The 18,959-nt window shown below is 71.1% G+C and carries 10 protein-coding genes; 4 read left to right on the forward strand and 6 right to left on the reverse strand.

Annotated features, from left to right (window positions below; genetic code table 11):
* Positions 1-17: 17 nt before the first annotated feature.
* The 4 genes from ACFY12_RS20590 to ACFY12_RS20605 form a co-directional block, all read right to left on the reverse strand.
* The gene (locus ACFY12_RS20590; RefSeq protein ID WP_390717245.1) at positions 18-950 is read right to left on the reverse strand and encodes an SDR family NAD(P)-dependent oxidoreductase; all 933 of its coding nucleotides are present in this window, start codon (positions 948-950) and stop codon (positions 18-20) included.
* Positions 950-2,617, reverse strand: coding sequence for a short-chain dehydrogenase (locus ACFY12_RS20595; protein WP_390717246.1), 1,668 nt, complete (start codon positions 2,615-2,617; stop codon positions 950-952). Before ACFY12_RS20595 ends, ACFY12_RS20590 begins: the two co-directional genes overlap by 1 nt.
* Complete coding sequence (locus tag ACFY12_RS20600; protein WP_390717247.1) at positions 2,614-3,795, reverse strand: FAD-dependent monooxygenase; 1,182 nt, start codon at positions 3,793-3,795, stop codon at positions 2,614-2,616. Before ACFY12_RS20600 ends, ACFY12_RS20595 begins: the two co-directional genes overlap by 4 nt.
* 100 nt (positions 3,796-3,895) lie before the next feature.
* Entirely contained in the window at positions 3,896-4,834 is a 939-nt protein-coding gene (locus tag ACFY12_RS20605) for a beta-ketoacyl-ACP synthase III (RefSeq protein ID WP_390717248.1), read from the reverse strand.
* Between the two features lie 983 nt (positions 4,835-5,817).
* On the opposite strand from ACFY12_RS20605, the gene ACFY12_RS20610 reads away from it, so the two are divergent.
* The 4 genes from ACFY12_RS20610 (at position 5,818) to ACFY12_RS20625 (ending at position 16,196) form a co-directional block, all read left to right on the forward strand.
* Positions 5,818-13,167, forward strand: coding sequence for an amino acid adenylation domain-containing protein (locus ACFY12_RS20610; RefSeq protein ID WP_390717249.1), 7,350 nt, complete (start codon positions 5,818-5,820; stop codon positions 13,165-13,167).
* A 268-nt stretch (positions 13,168-13,435) separates the two neighbouring features.
* Complete coding sequence (locus ACFY12_RS20615) at positions 13,436-14,131, forward strand: hypothetical protein (RefSeq protein ID WP_390717250.1); 696 nt, start codon at positions 13,436-13,438, stop codon at positions 14,129-14,131.
* Positions 14,132-14,205: 74 nt separating this feature from the next.
* The gene (locus ACFY12_RS20620) at positions 14,206-15,549 is read left to right on the forward strand and encodes a sensor histidine kinase (RefSeq protein ID WP_390717251.1); all 1,344 of its coding nucleotides are present in this window, start codon (positions 14,206-14,208) and stop codon (positions 15,547-15,549) included.
* Positions 15,534-16,196, forward strand: coding sequence for a LuxR C-terminal-related transcriptional regulator (locus tag ACFY12_RS20625; protein ID WP_390717252.1), 663 nt, complete (start codon positions 15,534-15,536; stop codon positions 16,194-16,196). The genes ACFY12_RS20620 and ACFY12_RS20625 overlap by 16 nt, the downstream gene beginning before the upstream one ends.
* Before the next feature lie 155 nt (positions 16,197-16,351).
* Here ACFY12_RS20625 and htpG read toward each other — a convergent pair whose 3' ends face one another.
* On the reverse strand, positions 16,352-18,199 hold the full coding sequence (htpG, locus tag ACFY12_RS20630; RefSeq protein WP_390717253.1) for a molecular chaperone HtpG: 1,848 nt from the start codon (positions 18,197-18,199) through the stop codon (positions 16,352-16,354).
* Positions 18,200-18,389: 190 nt separating this feature from the next.
* On the reverse strand, positions 18,390-18,845 hold the full coding sequence (locus tag ACFY12_RS20635; protein ID WP_390717254.1) for a cold-shock protein: 456 nt from the start codon (positions 18,843-18,845) through the stop codon (positions 18,390-18,392).
* Between the last annotated feature and the right edge of the window lie 114 nt (positions 18,846-18,959).

Below are 18,959 nucleotides of genomic sequence, written 5' to 3' on the forward strand. Positions count from 1 at the left end.
AGATTCCTCTCCTCGTGTCATCGTGCTACGAGCTTCGAGATCATGCGGTCCAGTGCCGACGCCGGCAGGAGCCGGGCCAGGGCGGCCGCGGTCCGTGCGTCCTGGCCGACGCGGTAGCGGATGCGCGGCCGGTCGGAGCTCAGGGCGTGCGCGACGGCCGCTGCCACCTGACGGGGGGTGGTCCTGCTGTGCTGTGCGGTGGCGGCGTTGGACCTGGCGAAGCCGGTGAACGCGGTGCGGTAGACGTCCGCCACGGGGGCCGGGGCGTGCTGGAGGATGCGGGCGGCGCCGTCGTTGACCTTGTCCCAGATGGGGGTGGCGATGGCCCCGGGCTGCACCACCGAGACCCGCACCCCGTGCGGCAGCAGCTCCCGTCGCAGTGCGTCGCTGAACGCTTCCTTGGCGAACTGGGCGCAGGCATACGCGCCGAGGTAGGGGAAGGCGACCGAGCCGACGCCGGAGGTGATGTTGACGACCCGGCCCCGGGCGGCCCGCAGCCGGGGCAGCATCGCCTGGGTCACCTCCACGCTGCCGATGACGTTGACGTCCAGCTGGCGGCGGAGCTCTTCCCTCGGGATGCATTCCAGGGGGGCGGAGACGCATATGCCCGCGTTGTTCACCAGGCCCCACAGGAGGGGACGTTCGGGGTCCGCGGGTCCTGCGGCCGGCCGCGGTTCCGCGGTATTCGCAGTCTCCGCGGTCTCCGCTTGTACCCGCGCGGCGGCTTCCTGGATGGACTCCGGGGAGGCGATGTCCAGCAGCAGCGGGCGCACCCGGCCGTGGGCGGCGTCGGCTGCCACGGCCTTGCCGTCGCGTGCGTTGCGGACACCGGCGTAGACGAGGAAGCCCTTGCGTTCCAGGACGAGCGCCATTTCGCGCCCCAGACCGCTGGAGGCTCCGGTCACGACGACGGCCCGGTCCCGGTGGCCGGGTGACGGGGTGGTGCGCATCACGACCCCTCCTTCGCCGGTGAGTTGGGCACCGACGGGGTGTCCGGGAGGGCGGAGAGCAGCGTCGTGAGGCAGTCGTCGGCGAGCTGTTCCGCGGCGCCGTCCGCCAGTGCGCCGTCGATGTAGGTGAAGTTCCAGAACAGGTGGCCGTGGCAGGTGTTGACGACCCCCACGAACTGGCCGTTCACCGACAGCCCGGCGATGAGCTGGGCGTCGGAGACCTCCCACGGACCGATCTTGTCGGGGAAGTCGACCCGGCCCAGGTTGGACAGGCAGAGGTTGATCGGGCCTTCCTCGTCCATGAACCGGAGGAGCGGAGCGGCCTCGGCCGGCGTGCCCGGGCACATCGAGCCGAAGGTGGTGATGGCGCTGAAGGGTTCGCCCCGTTGCTTGCGGGCGGCCACGTCCGAACTGATGTGGCGGGCCGTCTCCCAGAGCGGTCGGTCCGGCCGGTACGGGGCGATGGTGGGGACCGTGGCCACGTACGCGCCCATCTCCTGCGGCAGGACGGGCGGGTCGAGCTCGCCCCGGAAGTCGACGGGTGAGCCGATGGACACGTACTCCCCTCCCCGCGCGCCGCTCGCGCGGGCCACCGCGGTCACCATGGCCGCCGCGAGCGCACCGTGCACCGTGGTGCCCTCCGCCCGGCAGGCGGCGACCAGCGCGCCGAGCTGCGAGGGCGTCAATTCGCGGTGCAGCAGACGTGTCCGGCGTTCCGTGAACGGCACGGTGTGCGCGGGCTCCACCCTGAGGGGCCGCAGTTCGGCCATGGCCTCCGCGTCGGCGGTCCGTTGCTCTCGGCTGCGCCGGGCACCCTCGTCACCGCGGTGCGCGGCGGGGAGAAGCTCCTCCACCGGCGGCAGTGCCCGGTAGGGGAGGCAGGGGGCGCCGGGGGCGGTAGGGGTGGTGGAGGTGACAGGGATGCCGGAGGTGGCGGGGGTGGCGGGGATGCCGGAGGTGGCGGGGATGCCGGAGGTGGCGGGGGTGCCAGGGGTGGCCGACGAGGGCGGAAGGTGTCCTTCCAGCTCGGCGGCGGCCTCGATCCACTCGCGCATCAGCGACAGCCCGGACACCCCGTCCGCGACGTAGTGGGGCACGGTGAGGACCAGGAACTGCTCGGGGTGACGGCCCCCGGCCGTGCCCCGGTCCAGGACGACGGCCCGGGCAAACGGTCCGGAACGCGGGTCCACCCGCTCGACGAGGGCGTGTGCGTTCACCTCCGTCACCCAGTACGGCTCCGCGGTGGCTCCGGACTCCCCCGGTTCACCGGGCTCGCCCACTTCACCAGGCGTGGCCGACTCCCCTGTCTTCTCCAGCAGTTCGTACCGGAGAGGGATCGAGAGGCCGTCCGCCGGGACGAAGCGCGGGTTCGCCCCGTCCTCATCCGTCGCGATGACGACGTTGAGCAGCGGATGACGGGCGCTCAGGACGTCCAGGGCCGCGCGCCAGAGCTTTTCCGGCAGCCGTGCGTGGACCCGGGCGACGCAGACGCCGTTGAGCGGGGAGATCTGGTCGGTGATCCAGTACCAGCGCTCCACGGGGCCCAGCGGCCGCCACGAGCCGTCCGGTTCGCTCCGGGGAACGAGGCCCGCACCACCGCTTGCCGCCCGGTCGGCCCCGGACCCGGACACCACGCCACGACCGGCCACCACCTCACCGCCGGTCATGACGCCGCGACCGGACGGTAGTGGAGTACGGCATCGTTCTGCTTGGCGAACACCGATTCCGGTGCGTACCGGAAGTACAGCTCGCGGGCGCGGACGGACAGGGGTTTCTCCCACTGCTCGATGCGGCTGAGGCTACGGGAGCTCTGGACCATCTGCCGGGTACGGGCCCGGCGCCGGTTCTCGTAGTCGCGCAGCGCGCGCGGCAGGTCCTGGGCGCCGGCCAGGCTTTCGGCCAGGACGGCCGCATCCTCCATGGCCATGGCGGCACCCTGGCCCAGGCTGGTGAGCATCGGGTGCGCGGCGTCACCGAGCAGGGTGACGGGGCCGTAGCCCCAGCGCTCCAGGAAGGGGCGGTCCTTGGCGGGCACAGTGACGATGTCCTCCCGGGCCGTCTCCCGGATGGCGGCGCCGACCTCCTCCGCCCAGCCCGCGTAGGTGCGGAGGATCTCCTCCTTCGGGCCGTCCCAGGACCGGGCGACGGCGGTGGGCACATTCCGCGTACCCCACCAGTACGCACGGCCGTGGCCGATGTCGATGAGCCCGAACCGCTTGCCGGGCGCCCAGTAGTGGCCCACGTACCCCTTGGGCATCTTCGGGTGCTCGAACGGCACGGTCGCCAGCCAGCAGAGGTAGCCGTGCTCGTCCGGACGCTCCGGTCCGACGAGCTGACGGCGGATCGCGGAGTGGAAGCCGTCCGCGCCGATGAGCACGTCGCCCCGGGTGCTGCGGCCGTCGGCGAACTCCACCGTCACGCCGTCCTCGTCCACCGTGAAGCCGGTGGCCTTGGCGCCCAGTTCGACCGGGCAGTCGTCGCCGAGGGCGTCCAGGAGTACCTGTTGCAGGTCGGCGCGGTGCACCGCGAAGTTGGCCGATTCAAGGCGGTCCGCGATCTCGCCCGTACGCAGCGTGCGTATCGGCCGCCCGTCGCTGCGCATGACGTGGATCGCGTCGAAGCTCTGGCTGCGCTCGTGCAGTGCGGCGTGCAGGTCGACGCCGACCGCGCGCAGCGCCGTCAGCGCGTTGCACATGATGGACAGCCCGGTGCCGACCGGACGCAATTCTGTGGCGCGTTCGTGGATTTCGACGCTCAGGCCCATGCGGCGCAGTGTGGCGGCGGCTGTCAGGCCGCCGATGCCTGCCCCGATGATGATGACCTTGCGCCGGCGTGTGATCGTCATGAGTCCGTTCCGTCTTCGTGTCCGCGAGAACCTTCGTACCCGCGAGAGCCTTCGTGTCCGCGGCAGCGGTGGCATGGTCCCGGTGGGTGCGTCCGGCCCCTCAGGGGCAGCGGATGACCTGCCCCGCGTAGGCCATGCCTCCGCCGAAACCGAACAGCAGGATGGGGGCGCCCGGAGTGATCTCTTCGCGCTCCAGGAGCTTCGACAGCGCGATGGGGATGCTCGCCGCCGAGGTGTTGCCGGATTCCACGACGTCCCGGGCGACGATCGCGTTGACGGCACCGATCTTCTGGGCGACGGGCTCGATGATGCGGAGGTTCGCCTGGTGCAGGACGACGGCGGCCAGGTCCTCCGGCGTCACTCCGGCCTTCTCACAGGCCGAGCGGGCGATGTCGGGGAGGACGGTGGTGGCCCACCGGAAGACCCGCTGGCCGTCCTGGGCGAAGCGGGCGGGATCACCCTCGATCCGTACCACCTCCGACATCTCCGGTACCGAGCCCCAGACCGGCGGTGCGACGCCCGGCTCCTCCGAGGCGGTCAGGACCGCGGCACCCGCTCCGTCCCCGACAAGGACGCAGGTGGTGCGGTCGGTCCAGTCGGTGAAGGCGCTGAGCTTCTCGGCGCCCACGACCAGCGCCTTGGTGGCGGTACCGGCCCGGATGAGGCTGTCGGCGGTGCCCAGGGCGTGGGTGAACCCCGAGCAGGCGACGCTGAGGTCGAGGGCGACCGGTCCGGGTATCCCCAGCCGGCGGGCGACCCGGGCGGCCATGTTCGGCGACCGGTCCCACGCCGTGCAGGTGGCGACGATGACCAGGTCGATCTCGGCGGCGTCCATCCCCGCGTTGGCGAGTGCCTTCTCGGCGGCCCGCGCGGCCATCTGGTCGACCGTCTCGTCGTCGGCGGCGATCCGGCGGGTCCGAATGCCGACCCGGGTGCGGATCCACTCGTCGGTGGTGTCGACCATGGCCGAAAGGTCCTCGTTCGTCAGGACCTTCGACGGCTGGTAGTGACCGAGCGCCACCACACGTGATCCGATCATGAATCGCTTCCCCTCTCGGTTGCACGGCTCCGCGTACCCGTCGCCGACAGGCCGGCCCGGTCAGCTGACGCCATGTCAGCGGCCCGTGCAGGCTGCCTGGCCAGGACGGCCCTCCACAAATCCGCGCCTGGCGCGCCGGCAGCCCTCCGTCTCGAACAAGCCAGCGAAGCGCGCCCACTCCGTCTCCACGGTCTCCAGGCCCGCCCGCAGGCCGGCGTGCGGCTCCGGCGGCGGCACGCAAGAACCCGCCGCAGCTGTTCCCACAGGCATGACCTGCTCCTCAGCAGTCACGGAGTTCCCTTGCAAATCCCCATCGCCACAAAGCCACCCTTACAGATCCTCCCTTGCAGAGGCTCATTACAGAGTTCTGTTTAGGGATTTACCTAGATTTCCCACCGGAGGGATTTCCCACTCGGACTTCCGTGCTCACTGACGTCCGGCCAGGGGTTACGCAGAGGGAAATACGAAAACCACGCCCGGAGTGGCGCGGCTCGGTTAGTGATCGTACCCGCAGAGCCTTCGGGGCGGGCTCGGATAACACCTGAAGGGCGTTGCTTCAACAGTGAAGGAAAGCATCCTGCGGCAGGCCGGAGTGAGAGATTCCAGGGCTCTTGAGCACGTGAGGACCCCTACCGAAGGGTGTGCAAATGATTAATTCCGGCAGTTGCACACCCCTCCCGACGCATTCCGAAAAGTGTCGCGCATCACAAACAGGGAATCTCGCTCACGGCCTGGCTGGACAAAAATTCCGTTGACTACTAGAACGAATGACTGCAGGCCCTCCAGAGCGCCATCCACGCAAATCCGGAGCCGAGAGTGCGGTGACCACCGCGCCGGCCGGAAGCGTTCGGAAGTGTGCGGTGACCCGCCCAACCTTTCAGCCGGGGGTCTATCAGTGAGGGCCTGATCTGCTTCAGCTCCTGCCCCTCCGGAAAGGCAGTCCATTGACCACTCAGCCGCAGCTTCCGTTGAAGCAGCTCCCGTTGAATTCGTATCAGCGGGACGTATGGGCCGCGGACTCGCTCCAGCCTGACTCGCCGCAGTTCAACTGCGGACTGCACGACCGTTTCACCGGCCGCCTGGACCTGGACGTCCTGCGTGCCTGCGTGGAGCGGGCCCTGGAGCGCAACGACGCCTTCCACCTGCGGTTCGACGAGCGGGACGGCCGGCCCTACCAGTGGTGGGAGCACCAGGTCCCGGAGGTGGAGGTGGTGGACCTCCGCGACGCCGCCGACCCGGAAGCCGCCTGCGCCGCGTGGATGCGCTCCGCGTTCGCCGACGCCTTCACCGCCCGCCGGGGCAGGCTCTATCAGGCCGCGCTGCTGCGCGAGACGGACACCGTCACCCATCTCTTCGTTCGGACCCACCACATCGTCCTCGACGGGTACGCACTCAACGAGTTCAGCCGCCAGGTCAACCGCGACTACGCGGCGCTCACCGCCGTCGAGCCCCTCGACGAGGCAGACGCGACGGACGAGACGGACGAGACGGACGAGACACCCGCACCGGATTACCGCGACTCGGTGGCGGAGGACGCGCGGTACCGGTCCTCGGACCGGTTCGACGAGGACCGGGCTTTCTTCCGGAGCGCCCTGGACGGCGTGCGCCCCGTCCTGTTCCCCCGTGCGGCGGCCAAGCCGGAGAAACGCTCGCGTGGCCGGCACTCCTTCGTCGTCGAGGGCGCACTGGTGGACCGCATCCTCGCCGCCGGCCACTCGCCGTACGCGTACCTGACCGCCGTCTTCGGCGCCTGCCTCGCCCGGCTGCACCGCACCGACGAGGTCGTGCTGGGCGTTCCGATGCTCAACCGGCACTCCGACGCCGAGCTGCGTACCGTCGGCCAGTACGCCAACACCCTGCCGCTGCGCGTCACCACACGGGACGGACTGACGCTGCCCGAGATGGCGTCCGGGGTCCGCGGCCGGACCCGCGAACTGCGGGCGCACGAACGGCTCGCCCTGGGCGACGTGCTGCGTGAACTCCCGGCCGGCCTGGCCGGCTCCCGCCGGCTGTTCGACGTCACGGTCTCCTACCTCCGCTTCCCCCGCCCCACCCCGCTGCCCGGTGTGCAGCGGGAGACGGCGCTGATCAGCGCCGTGCACGAGGGCGACGCGCTCTCCGTGGTCGTCCGGGCCTTCGAGGACACCAGCGACATCTCCGTCGACCTCAGCTATGCGCAGGACGTCTTCGACGAGCACCTGCCCATCACCGGTGTGGCCGACGCGGTGCTCTCCCTGCTGCGCGCGAGCCTGGACGCACCGGACCTGCCCTCCGGGCGGCTGCCGGTCCTCACCGACGCCCAGCAGCGCGAACTGCTGGCCTGGGGCACCGGCCGCACGGCGGAGTTCGACCAGGACGCGACGCTGCACGGCCGGTTCGAGGAGCAGGTGCGCCGGACCCCGGACCGCACGGCCGTGGCGGCCTGCGGTGCGGTACCGGCGCTCAGCTACGCGCAGTTGGACCGGCGCGCCAATCAGGTGGCCCGGCGGCTCCGCTCGCTCGGCGTCGTGCCCGGAGACCGGGTCGCCGTGATGCTGCGGCGCGGCCCCCACCTGCTGACGGCGCTGCTCGGCGTGCTCAAGTCCGGTGCCGCCTATGTCCCCGTGGACCCCGGCTACCCGAGCGCGCGGATCGCGTTCCTGCTGCGGGACTGCGGCGCCAAGGCGGTCCTGGTGGGCGACGAGATACCCGTCGGCGTCGGCGGGGACACCGACACCCCCGTCCTGCCCGTCGGCACACTGCTGACCGGACCGGACGCGGCCCTCGAACCGGCCGCCTCCTCCCGCGACCTGGCCTATGTGATCTACACCTCGGGTTCCACCGGTACACCCAAGGGCGTCATGGTCGAACACCGGTCGGTGATCAACCGGCTCGCGTGGATGCAGGGCCGCTATCCCCTCGGCGAGCGGGACGTCATCCTCCAGAAGACCCCGGTCTCCTTCGACGTCTCGGTCTGGGAGCTGTTCTGGTGGGGTGTCACGGGCGCCGCCGTGGCACTGCTGCCCGTCGGCGGGGAGAAGGACCCGCGGCAGATCGTGCGGGCGATCGACGAGTGCGGTGTGACGACCCTGCACTTCGTCCCCTCCATGCTGGGTCCGTTCCTGGACCTGCTGGAGAGTTCACCGGGTCGGCGCGCGGCCGCGGCCGGTCTGCGGCACGTCTTCTGCAGCGGTGAGGCGCTGCCGGCCTCCCGCGTCGCGCAGTTCCACCGGGTCTTCGGGGCCGAGGGCCCGCTCCTGGTGAACCTGTACGGCCCGACCGAGGCGACCGTCGACGTCTCGTACCACGACCTGCCCGCCGTCCCGGGAGCGCCGGTCACCCGGGTGCCCATCGGGCGGCCCGTCGACAACACCCTGCTGTATGTGCTCAGTCCGCAGGACCGGCTGCAGCCGGCGGGTGCCGCGGGCGAGCTGTGCATCGGCGGCGTCCAGGTCGCCCGCGGCTACCTGGACCGCCCGGAGCTCACGGCGGAGAAGTACACCGACGATCCCTTCGCCCCCGGGGAGCGGCTGTACCGCACCGGAGACCTGGCACGCTGGCTCGCCGACGGCACGCTGGAGTACCTCGGCCGGATCGACGGGCAGGTCAAGGTCCGCGGCAACCGGATCGAGCTGGGCGAGGTACAGAGCCGCCTCGCCACCGCGCCCGGTGTACGGGACGCCCTGGTCATCGACCGTCACTCCCCCGCGCGCGGCACCTACCTGGTGGGCTACTGCGTCGCCGACGGAGAGCTCGACGACGACGCGCTCCGCGCCCATCTCGCCGAGGCGCTGCCGGAGTTCATGGTGCCCGCGCACTTCGTACGGATCGACGGCATCCCGCTGACCCCGAACGGCAAGGCCGACCGCCGGGCCCTGCCCGAGGCCACCACGGCCTGCGGCGACGGCACCCCGGCCGACGAGACCGAGTCCGCTCTGGCCGCCATCTGGTCGGAGGTGCTCGGTGTCCGCCCGGTCGGCGTGCACGACAACTACTTCGCCCTGGGCGGGGATTCGATCACCATGCTCAGGGTGCGCGCACTGGCGGAGGCACAGGGCATCCACTTCTCGCTGAGCGATCTCATGCAGGCGCCCACCGTCGCCGGGCTCGCCGCGCTCGCCGGCACGGGGACCGGGGCCGGGGCCGGGGCCGAGGACGCCGCCCCCGCCGGGCTCGCTCCCTTCGCCCTGCTCGCGGAGGAGGACCGGGCGAAGGCCGTGGCGCGGGGCACGGACGCCTACCCGCTCAGCCGGCTCCAGCTCGGGCTGATCTACCACAGCCTGGAGTCGGAGAGTTCGGCCGTCTACAACGACGTGTTCCGGTACAGCTTCGCGATGGCGTGGGACGAGGAGGCGTTCCGGGCCGCGGCCGGGAAGCTCGCCCGGCGCCACCCGGCGCTGCGCAGCTCCTTCGACCTGTCCGGATTCTCCGAACCCCTCCAGATCGTGCACTCCGGTGTCTCCGGCCTGTGGGAGGTCACGGACCTGCGCGACCGGGACGCCGACAGCACGGAGAAGGAGATCGCCGCGCACATCGAGGAACGGCGCTTCCACCGCTACGACTTCACCGCCGCTCCGCTGTGCCGCTTCCAGGTCCATGTCTGCGCCTCCTCGGTCGAGCTGGTGCTGAGCTTCCACCACTCCCTGCTCGACGGCGGCAGCGTCGCCGCCCTCCTCAGCGAACTGCTCCAGGACTACGCGCACCACCTCGGCCTGCACCCCGACCCGGTGGCCGAGACCGCGCTGCCCTCGCCCGCCCACTACGCGCGGGCGGAGCTCGCCGCCCGGGAGTCCGAGGCGTCGCGGGCGTACTGGACGCGGCTGCTGGAGTCCACCACCGTGCCCCATTTCGAGGGATTCCGCGCCCACTTGGCACCGCGGGAGACCGGGCAGATCGTCCGGTACGTGGACATCCCCGCGGAGGTGGAGGCCGCGGCCCGCCGCCTCGTGGCAGCACACGGGATTCCGCTGAAATCGCTGCTGTTCGCGGCCTACCAGCTCACGCTCGGCAGCCAGTTCGGCGCCGATGACTTCGCCTGCGGACTGGTGACCCACGGACGTCCCGAGGTTCCCGGCGGTGACCGCATCGCCGGCCTGTTCCTCAACACCATGCCGGTCCGGCTCGTCCACTCCGGCCGGAGCTGGCTGGAGGTGGCACGGGAGGCGTTCTCCCAGGAGCAGGAGAGCCACCCGCACCGCCGCTATCCGCTCAGCTCGGTGCAGGAGGCACTGGGCAGGCCGGCCGTCGACGCCGCGTTCAACTACGTCCACTTCCACGTCCTGGCCCCGGTCCTCCAGCTCCCGGGCATCCGCCTGCGGTCCTTCCGGACCTGGGAGGAGACCAACTTCGCCATCCTGGTGAACGCCATCGCCGACCCGGCGAACGGCCGCGTCCAGCTGCGCGTGGACTACGACGGGCAGACCTTCTCGCCCGAACAGGCCGACCTCTTCGGCGCCGCCTTCACCGGCATCCTCCACCGGATGACCCAGCACCCGGAGGAGCAGATCGACTTCGGGTTCCTCGCGGACGCCGCAGCGGATACCGCGGTGGGGGCCGCAGCGGGGGCCGCCGCACCGTCCCCGGCCTCCCTGGTCTCCCCAGCGTCCCCGGTCGCCCCGGTCGCCCCGGCCTCCCCGCAGCGCACCGTCGTGGACCTCTTCGAGGAGCAGGTGCGCCGCACCCCGGACGCGGTGGCGCTGGCCTTCGACGGCGGTTCCTGGACGTACCGGGAACTCGACGCGGCGGCACGGCGGGTGGCCGGGCACCTCCGCGCCCGCGGAACCGTGCCGGGCGACCGGATCGCCGTCGCGATGGACCGGGCTCCGGAGACCGTGGCCGTGGTGCTCGGCGTCGCCCAGGCGGGCGCCGCGTGCGTACCGCTGGACACCGGCTACCCCGAGGACCGGCTCAGGACGATGGTGGAGCAGTCCGCACCGGTGCGGATCGTCGCCCATCGTGCCCACGCGGGCCTGGCCCCGGAGGGGGCCCGCACCCTGCTGGCCGAGGACATCCTCGCCGAGGATCCGCCACAGGCCGGGCACGGCGCCGACGGGGCCGGCGTCGACGGCGGGCGGCGGCCGGAGCCCGCCGACACCGCGTACGTCCTCTTCACCTCCGGCTCCACCGGCGCGCCCAAGGGCGTGGCGATGCCGCACCGCTCGCTGGCGAACCTGGTCACCTGGCAGAACGGCCGTCCCAGCGGAGCCCCGGGCGGCAGGACTCTCCAGTTCGCCCCGCTCAGCTTCGACGTGTCCTTCCAGGAGATCCACGCCACGCTGTGCTCCGGCGGCAGTCTGCGGATCGTCACCGACGACCGGCGCCGGGACATGGCGGCCCTGCTGCGCCTCCTCGACGAGGAGGGCGTCAACCGGGTCTTCCTGCCGTACGTCGCCCTCCAGCAGCTCGCCGAGGTGTCCCAGGCGCTCGGCCTGGTCCCGGGACGGCTGCGGGTGCTGATCTCCTCGGGGGAGCAGCTGCGGGTCACCCCGGAGATCCGGCGGCTGTGCGACGCCCTGCCCGGGGTACTGCTGGAGAACCAGTACGGGCCGACGGAGAGCCATGTCGTCACCAGTTTCACGATGACCGGTGACAGCGCCGCGTTCCCCGCGCTGCCGCCCATCGGCAAGGCGATCGACGGCGCCGAGGTGCTGGTGCTCGACGACCGGATGCGCCCGGTGCCGGACGGCGTCAAGGGCGAGATCTACCTGGGCGGCAGCTGCCTCTCGGACGGCTACCTCGGCCGCCCGGACCTCACCCGGGAGCGCTTCGTCCCGCACCCGGAAGACGCGCTGGACGGCGCACCGGGCGGCACACCGGGCGACGCACCCGACCGCGTACCGGACCGCGTGCTCTACCGCAGCGGGGACCTCGGCCTGCGGCTGCCCGGTGGCGACGTGGTATGCCTGGGCCGCGCCGACTCCCAGGTCAAGGTCCGCGGATACCGCGTCGAACCGGCCGAGGTCGAGCTGGCCGTGTCCGCGCTGGCCGACCGCTTCCCCGGAATCCGCGAAGTCGCCGTCGTGGCACGGCGGCGCGAGGGCATCGACTCCTTCCTCGCGGCCTTCCTCGTCGGCGACGAAGCGGCGGTGGACACCGCCGAGTTGCGCACGTCGCTCCAGCGATCGCTCCCCGACTACCTGGTACCTTCCCATTTCGCGTGGCTACCGCGGCTGCCGAAGACTCCGAGTGGCAAGCGCGACGACGCGGCGCTCCGCGCCGTACCGCTGACCGGCGGCGAACGGGCCCACCGCACCCCGCCGCGCGACGAACACGAGCGGCTGCTCGTCGCACTGCTCGCCGAGCTGCTGCGGACGCCCGAGGTCGGCGTGCACGACAACTTCTTCGACCTGGGGGGCAATTCGCTCACCGCGATGCGGCTCATCGTGCTGATCGAGCAGCGCACCGGGGTGAATGTGCCGATGTCCCGCTTCATCATGTCCCCGACGGCCGCGGAACTGGCGTGCTTCCTCCGGGACGGCGGCGCACGGACGGCCGCCTTCGATCCGCTGGTGCCGTTCCGCACCGGCGGAACGCGCCCGCCGATGTTCTTCGTCCACCCCATGGGCGGCAATGTGCTGTGCTACGCGCCACTCGTCGAGCACCTCCCCAAGGACCAGCCCTTCTACGCCCTGCAGGCGCCCGGGGGTGACGCCGGCACCGAGCCCCTGGCCGGCGTCGGCGAACTCGCCGCGCACTACCTCGCAGCGATCCGCCGGGTACGGCCCGAGGGCCCGTACGTGCTGGGCGGCTGGTCCTTCGGCGGGTTCGTGGCCTTCGAGATGGCCCGTCAGCTGACGGCCCAGGGCGAGGACGTGGTGAAGACGTTCCTGCTGGACACCGTCGCCCTGCCCGAGGGCCGGCGGGCCCGGTCGACCGACGACGCGCTGCTCGGCTGGTTCTTCTGGGAACTGCTGTGGGCCAAGCGCGATGACGACTCGCCCCTGACCGAGCCTGCGGACGGTACCGGCAGCCTGGACGAGCGCTTCGCGCGGATCGCGCGCCAGGCCGTCGAACTCGGCGTCCTCCCGGCGGGCAGCTCCGGGGAGATCGTCCGCAGGCTGTTCCGCGTCTACGCCAGTAACTGGCAGGCGGCGCTCGACTACCGCCCCGGGACACCCGAGCTCGACATCACCCTGCTCCATGCCGAAGAGCCGCTGCCCGCGGCGCTCACCGAGATGCACGAGTCGGCGAGGACGCTGTACCGGGATCCGAGCAACGGCTGGAGCGACCGGACCCGGGGACACCTGGAGGTCGTCGACGTACCGGGCGACCACGTCTCCCTCATGAAGGAGCCGCATGTGGCCACCGTCGCCCGGACGCTCATGGAACTGTCGCAGGCGGCCCTGAAGGGCTGACCTCCGCCCACAGCCGCCTCCGCCCACCGGCCGCACGGTGGGCGGGGGCAGGGGCGGGGGCGGCTGTGAGACGATCAAAGCGGAAGATCACGGGGTGGGCGCACGGAGATAACCCGACATGACAGCGAACAGTGCTCCTGGCCGCCGGCCTGGTACACGCGGCGCGGCACGCCGTCCACAAAGGGGGACACATCGGTCGGCGCCGGGCGCGGCGGGCGACCACCCGGCTTCCTCAACTCCCCCGGCTCCCTCCGCGCCGTCGGCTCCCTTGACCACGAGTGAACGGGGGCAAGCCGCGGCACGGTTGCTCGAGGCCCAGCCCCACCGCTCGGACCGGGCCATAGCCTCCGCCGTCGGGCTGTCCGCGCGCACCGTGGCCGAGTTACGCCGTCGCGTCGCCAAGGACGCGCCGCAGCCCGCCGCCCGGGTCGGGCGCGACGGCCGGGTCCGGCCGGTGAACAGCGAACGGGGCCGCCTGCTCGCGGCGGAGTACCTCACCGCCAACCCGGAAGCGTCGCTGCGGGCGGCCGCCCGGGCGGCCGGGATCTCGCCGGGGACGGTACGGGACGTACGGGACCGGTTACGCCGTGGGGAACACCCGGTCCCGGCGGCCCGGCCGCGCTCCTCGCACGAGAAGTCCCAGGAACACCGGCGGCCGGGGACGACGCCCGGTAATAACGTCCATGCCAACATCAGCGTCCAGCGGGCGTTGCACTCGCTGGGCAAGGATCCGTCACTGCGCTCCACGGAGGCGGGGCGGAAGCTGCTGCGGCTGCTCGCCTCCCAGCCCGTCTCCCCCGCCCAGCGGCGGGAGCTGGTGGAGAGCCTTCCTCCCTACCACCTCGACATGCTCTGGCTGGTCTCCCGGGAGTGCGCCGCCGTCTGGCAGGACTTCGCCGGCAGTATCGAGGCGCACAGAAGACGCATCGAGGGTGGGCCTGGACCCACCGCCCACGGGGCATAGCGGGATACTGGGCACAAGGCGGCCGACCGTACCTTCTCCGGTGTTGCCCAGGGACTGGATGAGGAGAAGAAGCCATGGCGTTCCCCGTGCCGCGCCCTCCCCGCCTCCGAGGCGGCCCGTTGCGCTGGTGGATCGAGAGCGCGCTCGGGCTGTACCGGTCCGCGGTGCTGGCCGCGCTCACCGGTGTGGTGCCGGCGGTTGCCGTGGCCGTCGGGCTCGGCGGCCGGCGGCTGGCCTCTTCCTGGTCCGCGGGGTCGACCGCGCCCCTGGTGGTCCGGGTACTGGCGGGCCTCGGAGAGGCGCTGGTGGTGATGGTGTGGATCGCCGTGGCCGCCTGGATCGCGCACATGCTGGCCGGGCGGAAGCTCAGCCAGGCCGTACGCCGCTGCGCGAAGCGCTGGCTCGGCGTGCGGATCGAGGAGGCCTACCGTCCCGTTCCCCCGGTCACCCGCATGACCACGGGGTACTGGTGGGACGGCCACGAATACCACCGGTCCGAGCGGGAAGCGCGCCGCCGGGCCAAGGTGCACGCCCGATTCCACGATCCGCAGCTGTACTGGGAGGGGCTGTGGGCCGTGGTCGCCTCGGTGACCGTGCTGCCGGTCGCGGCCCTGCCGTGGCTCGGGCTCGTCGGCGGCGTATACCTGACGCTGACGCCGGGTCTTCTCGGATTCGGCGTCGCCGGGATCGTCGCCGGCCTGGCCGCCGCCCCGTTCGCATGGACGGTCTTCGGCCCGCTCGCCACGCGGTTTCTCGGACCGGTACCTGGCTCGCGGCTCGGTGAGCGGGTGGCGGAGCTCGAAGCCGTACGGGCGGACCTGACCCAGACCCAGGCGGCCGAACTGGAGCGCATCGAACGGGGCCTGCACGACGGAGCGCAGGCCCGGCTGGTCGCCATGGGGATGTCGATGCAGGCGGCCGAACGGCTCGTCGACGCCGATCCCGACGCCGCGAAGGCGATCCTCGCCGAGGCCCGTGCCTCGTCGGCCGCCGCACTCGCCGAACTGCGCTCGCTGGTCCGCGGGATCAACCCGCCCGTGCTCACCGAGCGCGGCCTGGTGGACGCCGTCCGGGACCTGGCGCTCGACGCTCCCGTCGAGGTGACCGTGCACAGCGCCGTGCCCTCCCGCCCCGAGCGTCCGGTCGAGTCGGCGGTCTACTTCGCCGTCGCGGAACTGCTGACAAATGTGGCCAAGCACGCCCATGCCACCGCAGTGACAGCCGAACTCCGCTATGCGGCGGGGCAGTTGACGGCGACCGTGACCGACGACGGGATCGGCGGAGCGGCCGCGTCGGCGGGATCCGGGCTGAGTGGGATCGAGCGCCGGACGAGGGCGTTCGGCGGTAGCGTGGACATCAACAGTCCGGCCGGGGGCCCTACCCGCATCACCGTGGCGGTACCATGCGCATTGTCATAGCCGAAGATCTTTTCCTGCTGCGCGACGGACTGGTCCGCCTCGTCGAGGCGTACGGGCACTCGGTGGTCGCGGCGGTCGGCACAGGTCCCGCCACGCTCGAGGCGCTGCTCAGCACACGGCCGGATGTGGCGATCGTCGACGTCCGCCTGCCGCCGACACTCTCCGACGAAGGGCTGCAGGCCGCGCTCGCCGCCCGCCGGGAGGTGCCGGGGCTGCCCGTGCTCATCCTCTCGCAGCACGTGCAACAGCTCTATGCGCGCGAACTCCTCGCCGACGGGCACGGCGGCGTCGGCTACCAGCTCAAGGACCGCGTCCTGGACGCCGACCAGTTCATGGACGCGGTGAGCCGCGTCGCCGAAGGCGGTACCGCACTCGACCCGGCGGTCGTCGCGAAACTGCTCGGCCGGCCGAGGCGCGCCGATCCGCTCGCCACGCTGACCGAGCGGGAGCGCTCGGTGCTCGCGCTGATGGCCGAGGGCCTGTCCAACTCGGCGATCGCGGGCCGGTTGTTCCTCAGCGAGGGCGCCATCAGCAAGTACACGACCACCATCTTCGCCAAGCTCGGCGTTGCCGCCGACGACGACACCAATCGCCGGGTCCGGGCCGTCCTCACCTATCTCAGCGCCGGCGCACAGCACGATCAGTGAGGGCGAGGGAAACGCCCCGTGGCCGAGGAAGTGGCGCGTCCCCAAGGCAGTGCGCGTTCCCAAGGAGACGTCCTCAGAGAGACGGCCCCGCACCGCCGGTCACGGCAGGTGCGGGGCCCTCGGTCCTCCTCGGTCGTCCTCCGCCGGACCGCCGGTCACACCGTCCTGGCGAGGCGGTCGGCGAGCAGCTTGGCGAAGCGGGCCGGGTCGGCCAGGTCGCCCCCTTCCGCGAGGAGGGCGGTGCCGTACAGCAGCTCGGCCGTCTCGGCCAGATCCCCGTCGGCATCGGCGGCGTCGGCGGCGCGCTGCTCGTACGCACCCCGCAGCCCGCTGACCAGCGGGTGCTCGGGGTTCAGCTCAAGGATGCGCTTGACCGGCGGGGTCGCCTGGCCCATCGCCTTGTACATCTTCTCCAGCGCCGGCGTGATGCCGTCGGCGTCATTGACCAGACACGCCGGTGAGCTGGTCAGGCGGGACGTCAGCCGCACGTCCTTCACCTCGTCGAGCGTCTCGCCCAGCCACGTCAGCAGCGGTGCGTACTCGCCGGTCTTCTCCTCGGACAGCTCCTCGTCGGAGGGCAGGTCGACACTGCCCCGCGCGGCGGACTGGAACTCCTTGCCGTCGTACTCCTGCACCGCCTCGACCCAGATCTCGTCCACCGGGTCGGTGAGGAGCAGGACCTCGTACTCCTTGGCCTTGAACGCCTCCATGTGCGGCGAGTTCTCGACCTGTGCGCGGCTTTCGCCTGTCATGAAGTAGATCTTGTCCTGGCCGTCCTTCATCCGGGCGACGTAGTCGGCCAGACTGGTGGGCTCGTCGGTGGCGGTGGAGGCGAACGACGCGACGTCGAGAATCGCCTTGTGGTCCTCGGCCGCGCTCAGCAGGCCCTCCTTGACCACGGGCCCGAACTCGCGCCAGAACGAACGGTACTTCTCCGCGTCGTTCTTCATGAGGTCCTTGACGGCCGACAGGACCTTCTTCGCGAGCCGGCGACGGATCAGCTGGATGTGCCGGTCCTGCTGGAGGATCTCACGGGAGATGTTCAGCGACAGATCGGCGGCGTCCACCACTCCCTTGACGAAGCGGAGATGGTCGGGCAGCAGCTCGCGGCTGTCCTCCATGATGAACACGCGCTTGACGTACAGCTGGATTCCGTGGCGTCCGTCGCGCTGGAAGAGGTCGTGCGGGGCACGTGCCGGAAGGAAGAGCAGAGCCTCGTACTCGAAGGTGCCCTCCGCCCGCATCTGGATGGTCTCCAGCGGGTCGGTCCAGTCGTGGCTGATGTGCCGGTAGAACTCCCCGTACTCCTCGTCCTTGACCTCGGATCGCGGCCGCGCCCACAGCGCCTTCATCGAGTTGAGGGTGTCTTCCCCCAACTTGACGGGGAACGAGATGAAGTCGGAGTACCGCTTGACGATCTCCCGGATCTTCCGTTCGTCCGTGTAGTCGTAGAGCGCGTCCTCCTCGTCCTCGGGACGCAGGTGGACGGTCACCGCTGTGCCCTCGCGCACGTCCTCGACGGTCTCCATCGTGTACGTGCCGTCGCCGTCCGACTGCCAGCGCGTGCCCGTCTCCTCGCCGGCCTTGCGCGTGAGCAGGGTCACGCGGTCGGCCACCATGAAGGTCGAGTAGAAACCGACGCCGAACTGGCCGATCAGCTCGGCCGATTCCTTGCTCTCCCGGAGCTCGCGCAGCATCTCGGCCGTACCGGACCTGGCGATGGTGCCGATGAGTCCCACGACCTCGTCGCGCGACATACCGATGCCGTTGTCCCGCACGGTCAGCGTGCGGGACTCCGGGTCGGCCTCGATGTCGATACGAAGCTCGTCGTCGGTCCTGAGACGGTCGTCGGTGAGACCGGCGAGGCGCCGTTTGTCCAAGGCGTCAGAGGCGTTGGAGATCAGTTCCCGCAGGAAGATGTCCTTGTTCGAGTAGATCGAATGAACCATCAACTGCAGAAGTTGCCGAGTTTCAGCCTGAAACTCAAGCGTCTCGGTAGTCATGACATCCTCCCCACCCTCGCCGCCGGTCCGAGTCACCGCACGGAGGGCCTAGTCCAAGTCCAGTCCAAGTCCAACAATGTGTGCAAGCATGACCGCCCACCACGTCCGCTCTCCGCGGATCTCTACGGGTCTCCGCGGACTCGTGCGTCGTCCGTATTGCCCGTGTCGTCCGTGTCGGCCGTGCGCCCGGTCAGTCCTCGATCCAGCCGTGCCGCTTGCCGAGGAGCGTCAGATGCTTGCGTACGGCGAGAACCTGCTGCCCCGTCAGCTCCGGAACGGAGGTCAGCAGAAGCTCGGTCACCTCACGCGTGTACTCCACCGAGCTGAGCACGTCACACATCGGTTCCTGGCCGTCCCCGGACGCCGAGAATGCCGCCGGGGCCACTGCCCCCGCGAGCTTCCGCGACCCGGGCACGGCGGTCCGCACCGACGGGCCCTCGGCCTCGTGGGCGAACCTGACCTCGGAGGCCTTCAGACCGCGATCGCCGTCCTCGACCTCGAACTCCACCGCCAGGCCTGAGTGCACGGACGACTCAGGAATGAGCAAGTCGTTCACGTGCAAGAAGACATCGTCCCCACCGTGGTCCGGCGCGATGAAGCCGTAACCGCGCATCCCATCGAACCGGATCACTCGACCAACCGTCATCCCCAACCCCAAACTTCACACTGCACAACGCGGGCCCTTTGCCCAACACCTTGACTTCGATCGTAACAACACCGATCACAGCCTTCGAGCCACAGCGGGCAGAACCGGGCCGGC

This window comes from Streptomyces sp. NPDC001339, from assembly GCF_042895955.1.
Lineage (GTDB): Bacteria > Actinomycetota > Actinomycetes > Streptomycetales > Streptomycetaceae > Streptomyces.

Bases quoted from the DNA above. Each gene is read 5' to 3' on its own strand.
- ACFY12_RS20590 (WP_390717245.1), bottom strand. From the start codon at position 950: ATGCGCACCACCCCGTCACCCGGCCACCGGGACCGGGCCGTCGTCGTG.
- ACFY12_RS20595 (WP_390717246.1), bottom strand. From the start codon at position 2,617: ATGACCGGCGGTGAGGTGGTGGCCGGTCGTGGCGTGGTGTCCGGGTCC.
- ACFY12_RS20600 (WP_390717247.1), bottom strand. From the start codon at position 3,795: ATGACGATCACACGCCGGCGCAAGGTCATCATCATCGGGGCAGGCATC.
- ACFY12_RS20605 (WP_390717248.1), bottom strand. From the start codon at position 4,834: ATGATCGGATCACGTGTGGTGGCGCTCGGTCACTACCAGCCGTCGAAG.
- ACFY12_RS20620 (WP_390717251.1), top strand. From the start codon at position 14,206: ATGGCGTTCCCCGTGCCGCGCCCTCCCCGCCTCCGAGGCGGCCCGTTG.
- ACFY12_RS20625 (WP_390717252.1), top strand. From the start codon at position 15,534: ATGCGCATTGTCATAGCCGAAGATCTTTTCCTGCTGCGCGACGGACTG.
- htpG (WP_390717253.1), bottom strand. From the start codon at position 18,199: ATGACTACCGAGACGCTTGAGTTTCAGGCTGAAACTCGGCAACTTCTG.
- ACFY12_RS20635 (WP_390717254.1), bottom strand. From the start codon at position 18,845: ATGACGGTTGGTCGAGTGATCCGGTTCGATGGGATGCGCGGTTACGGC.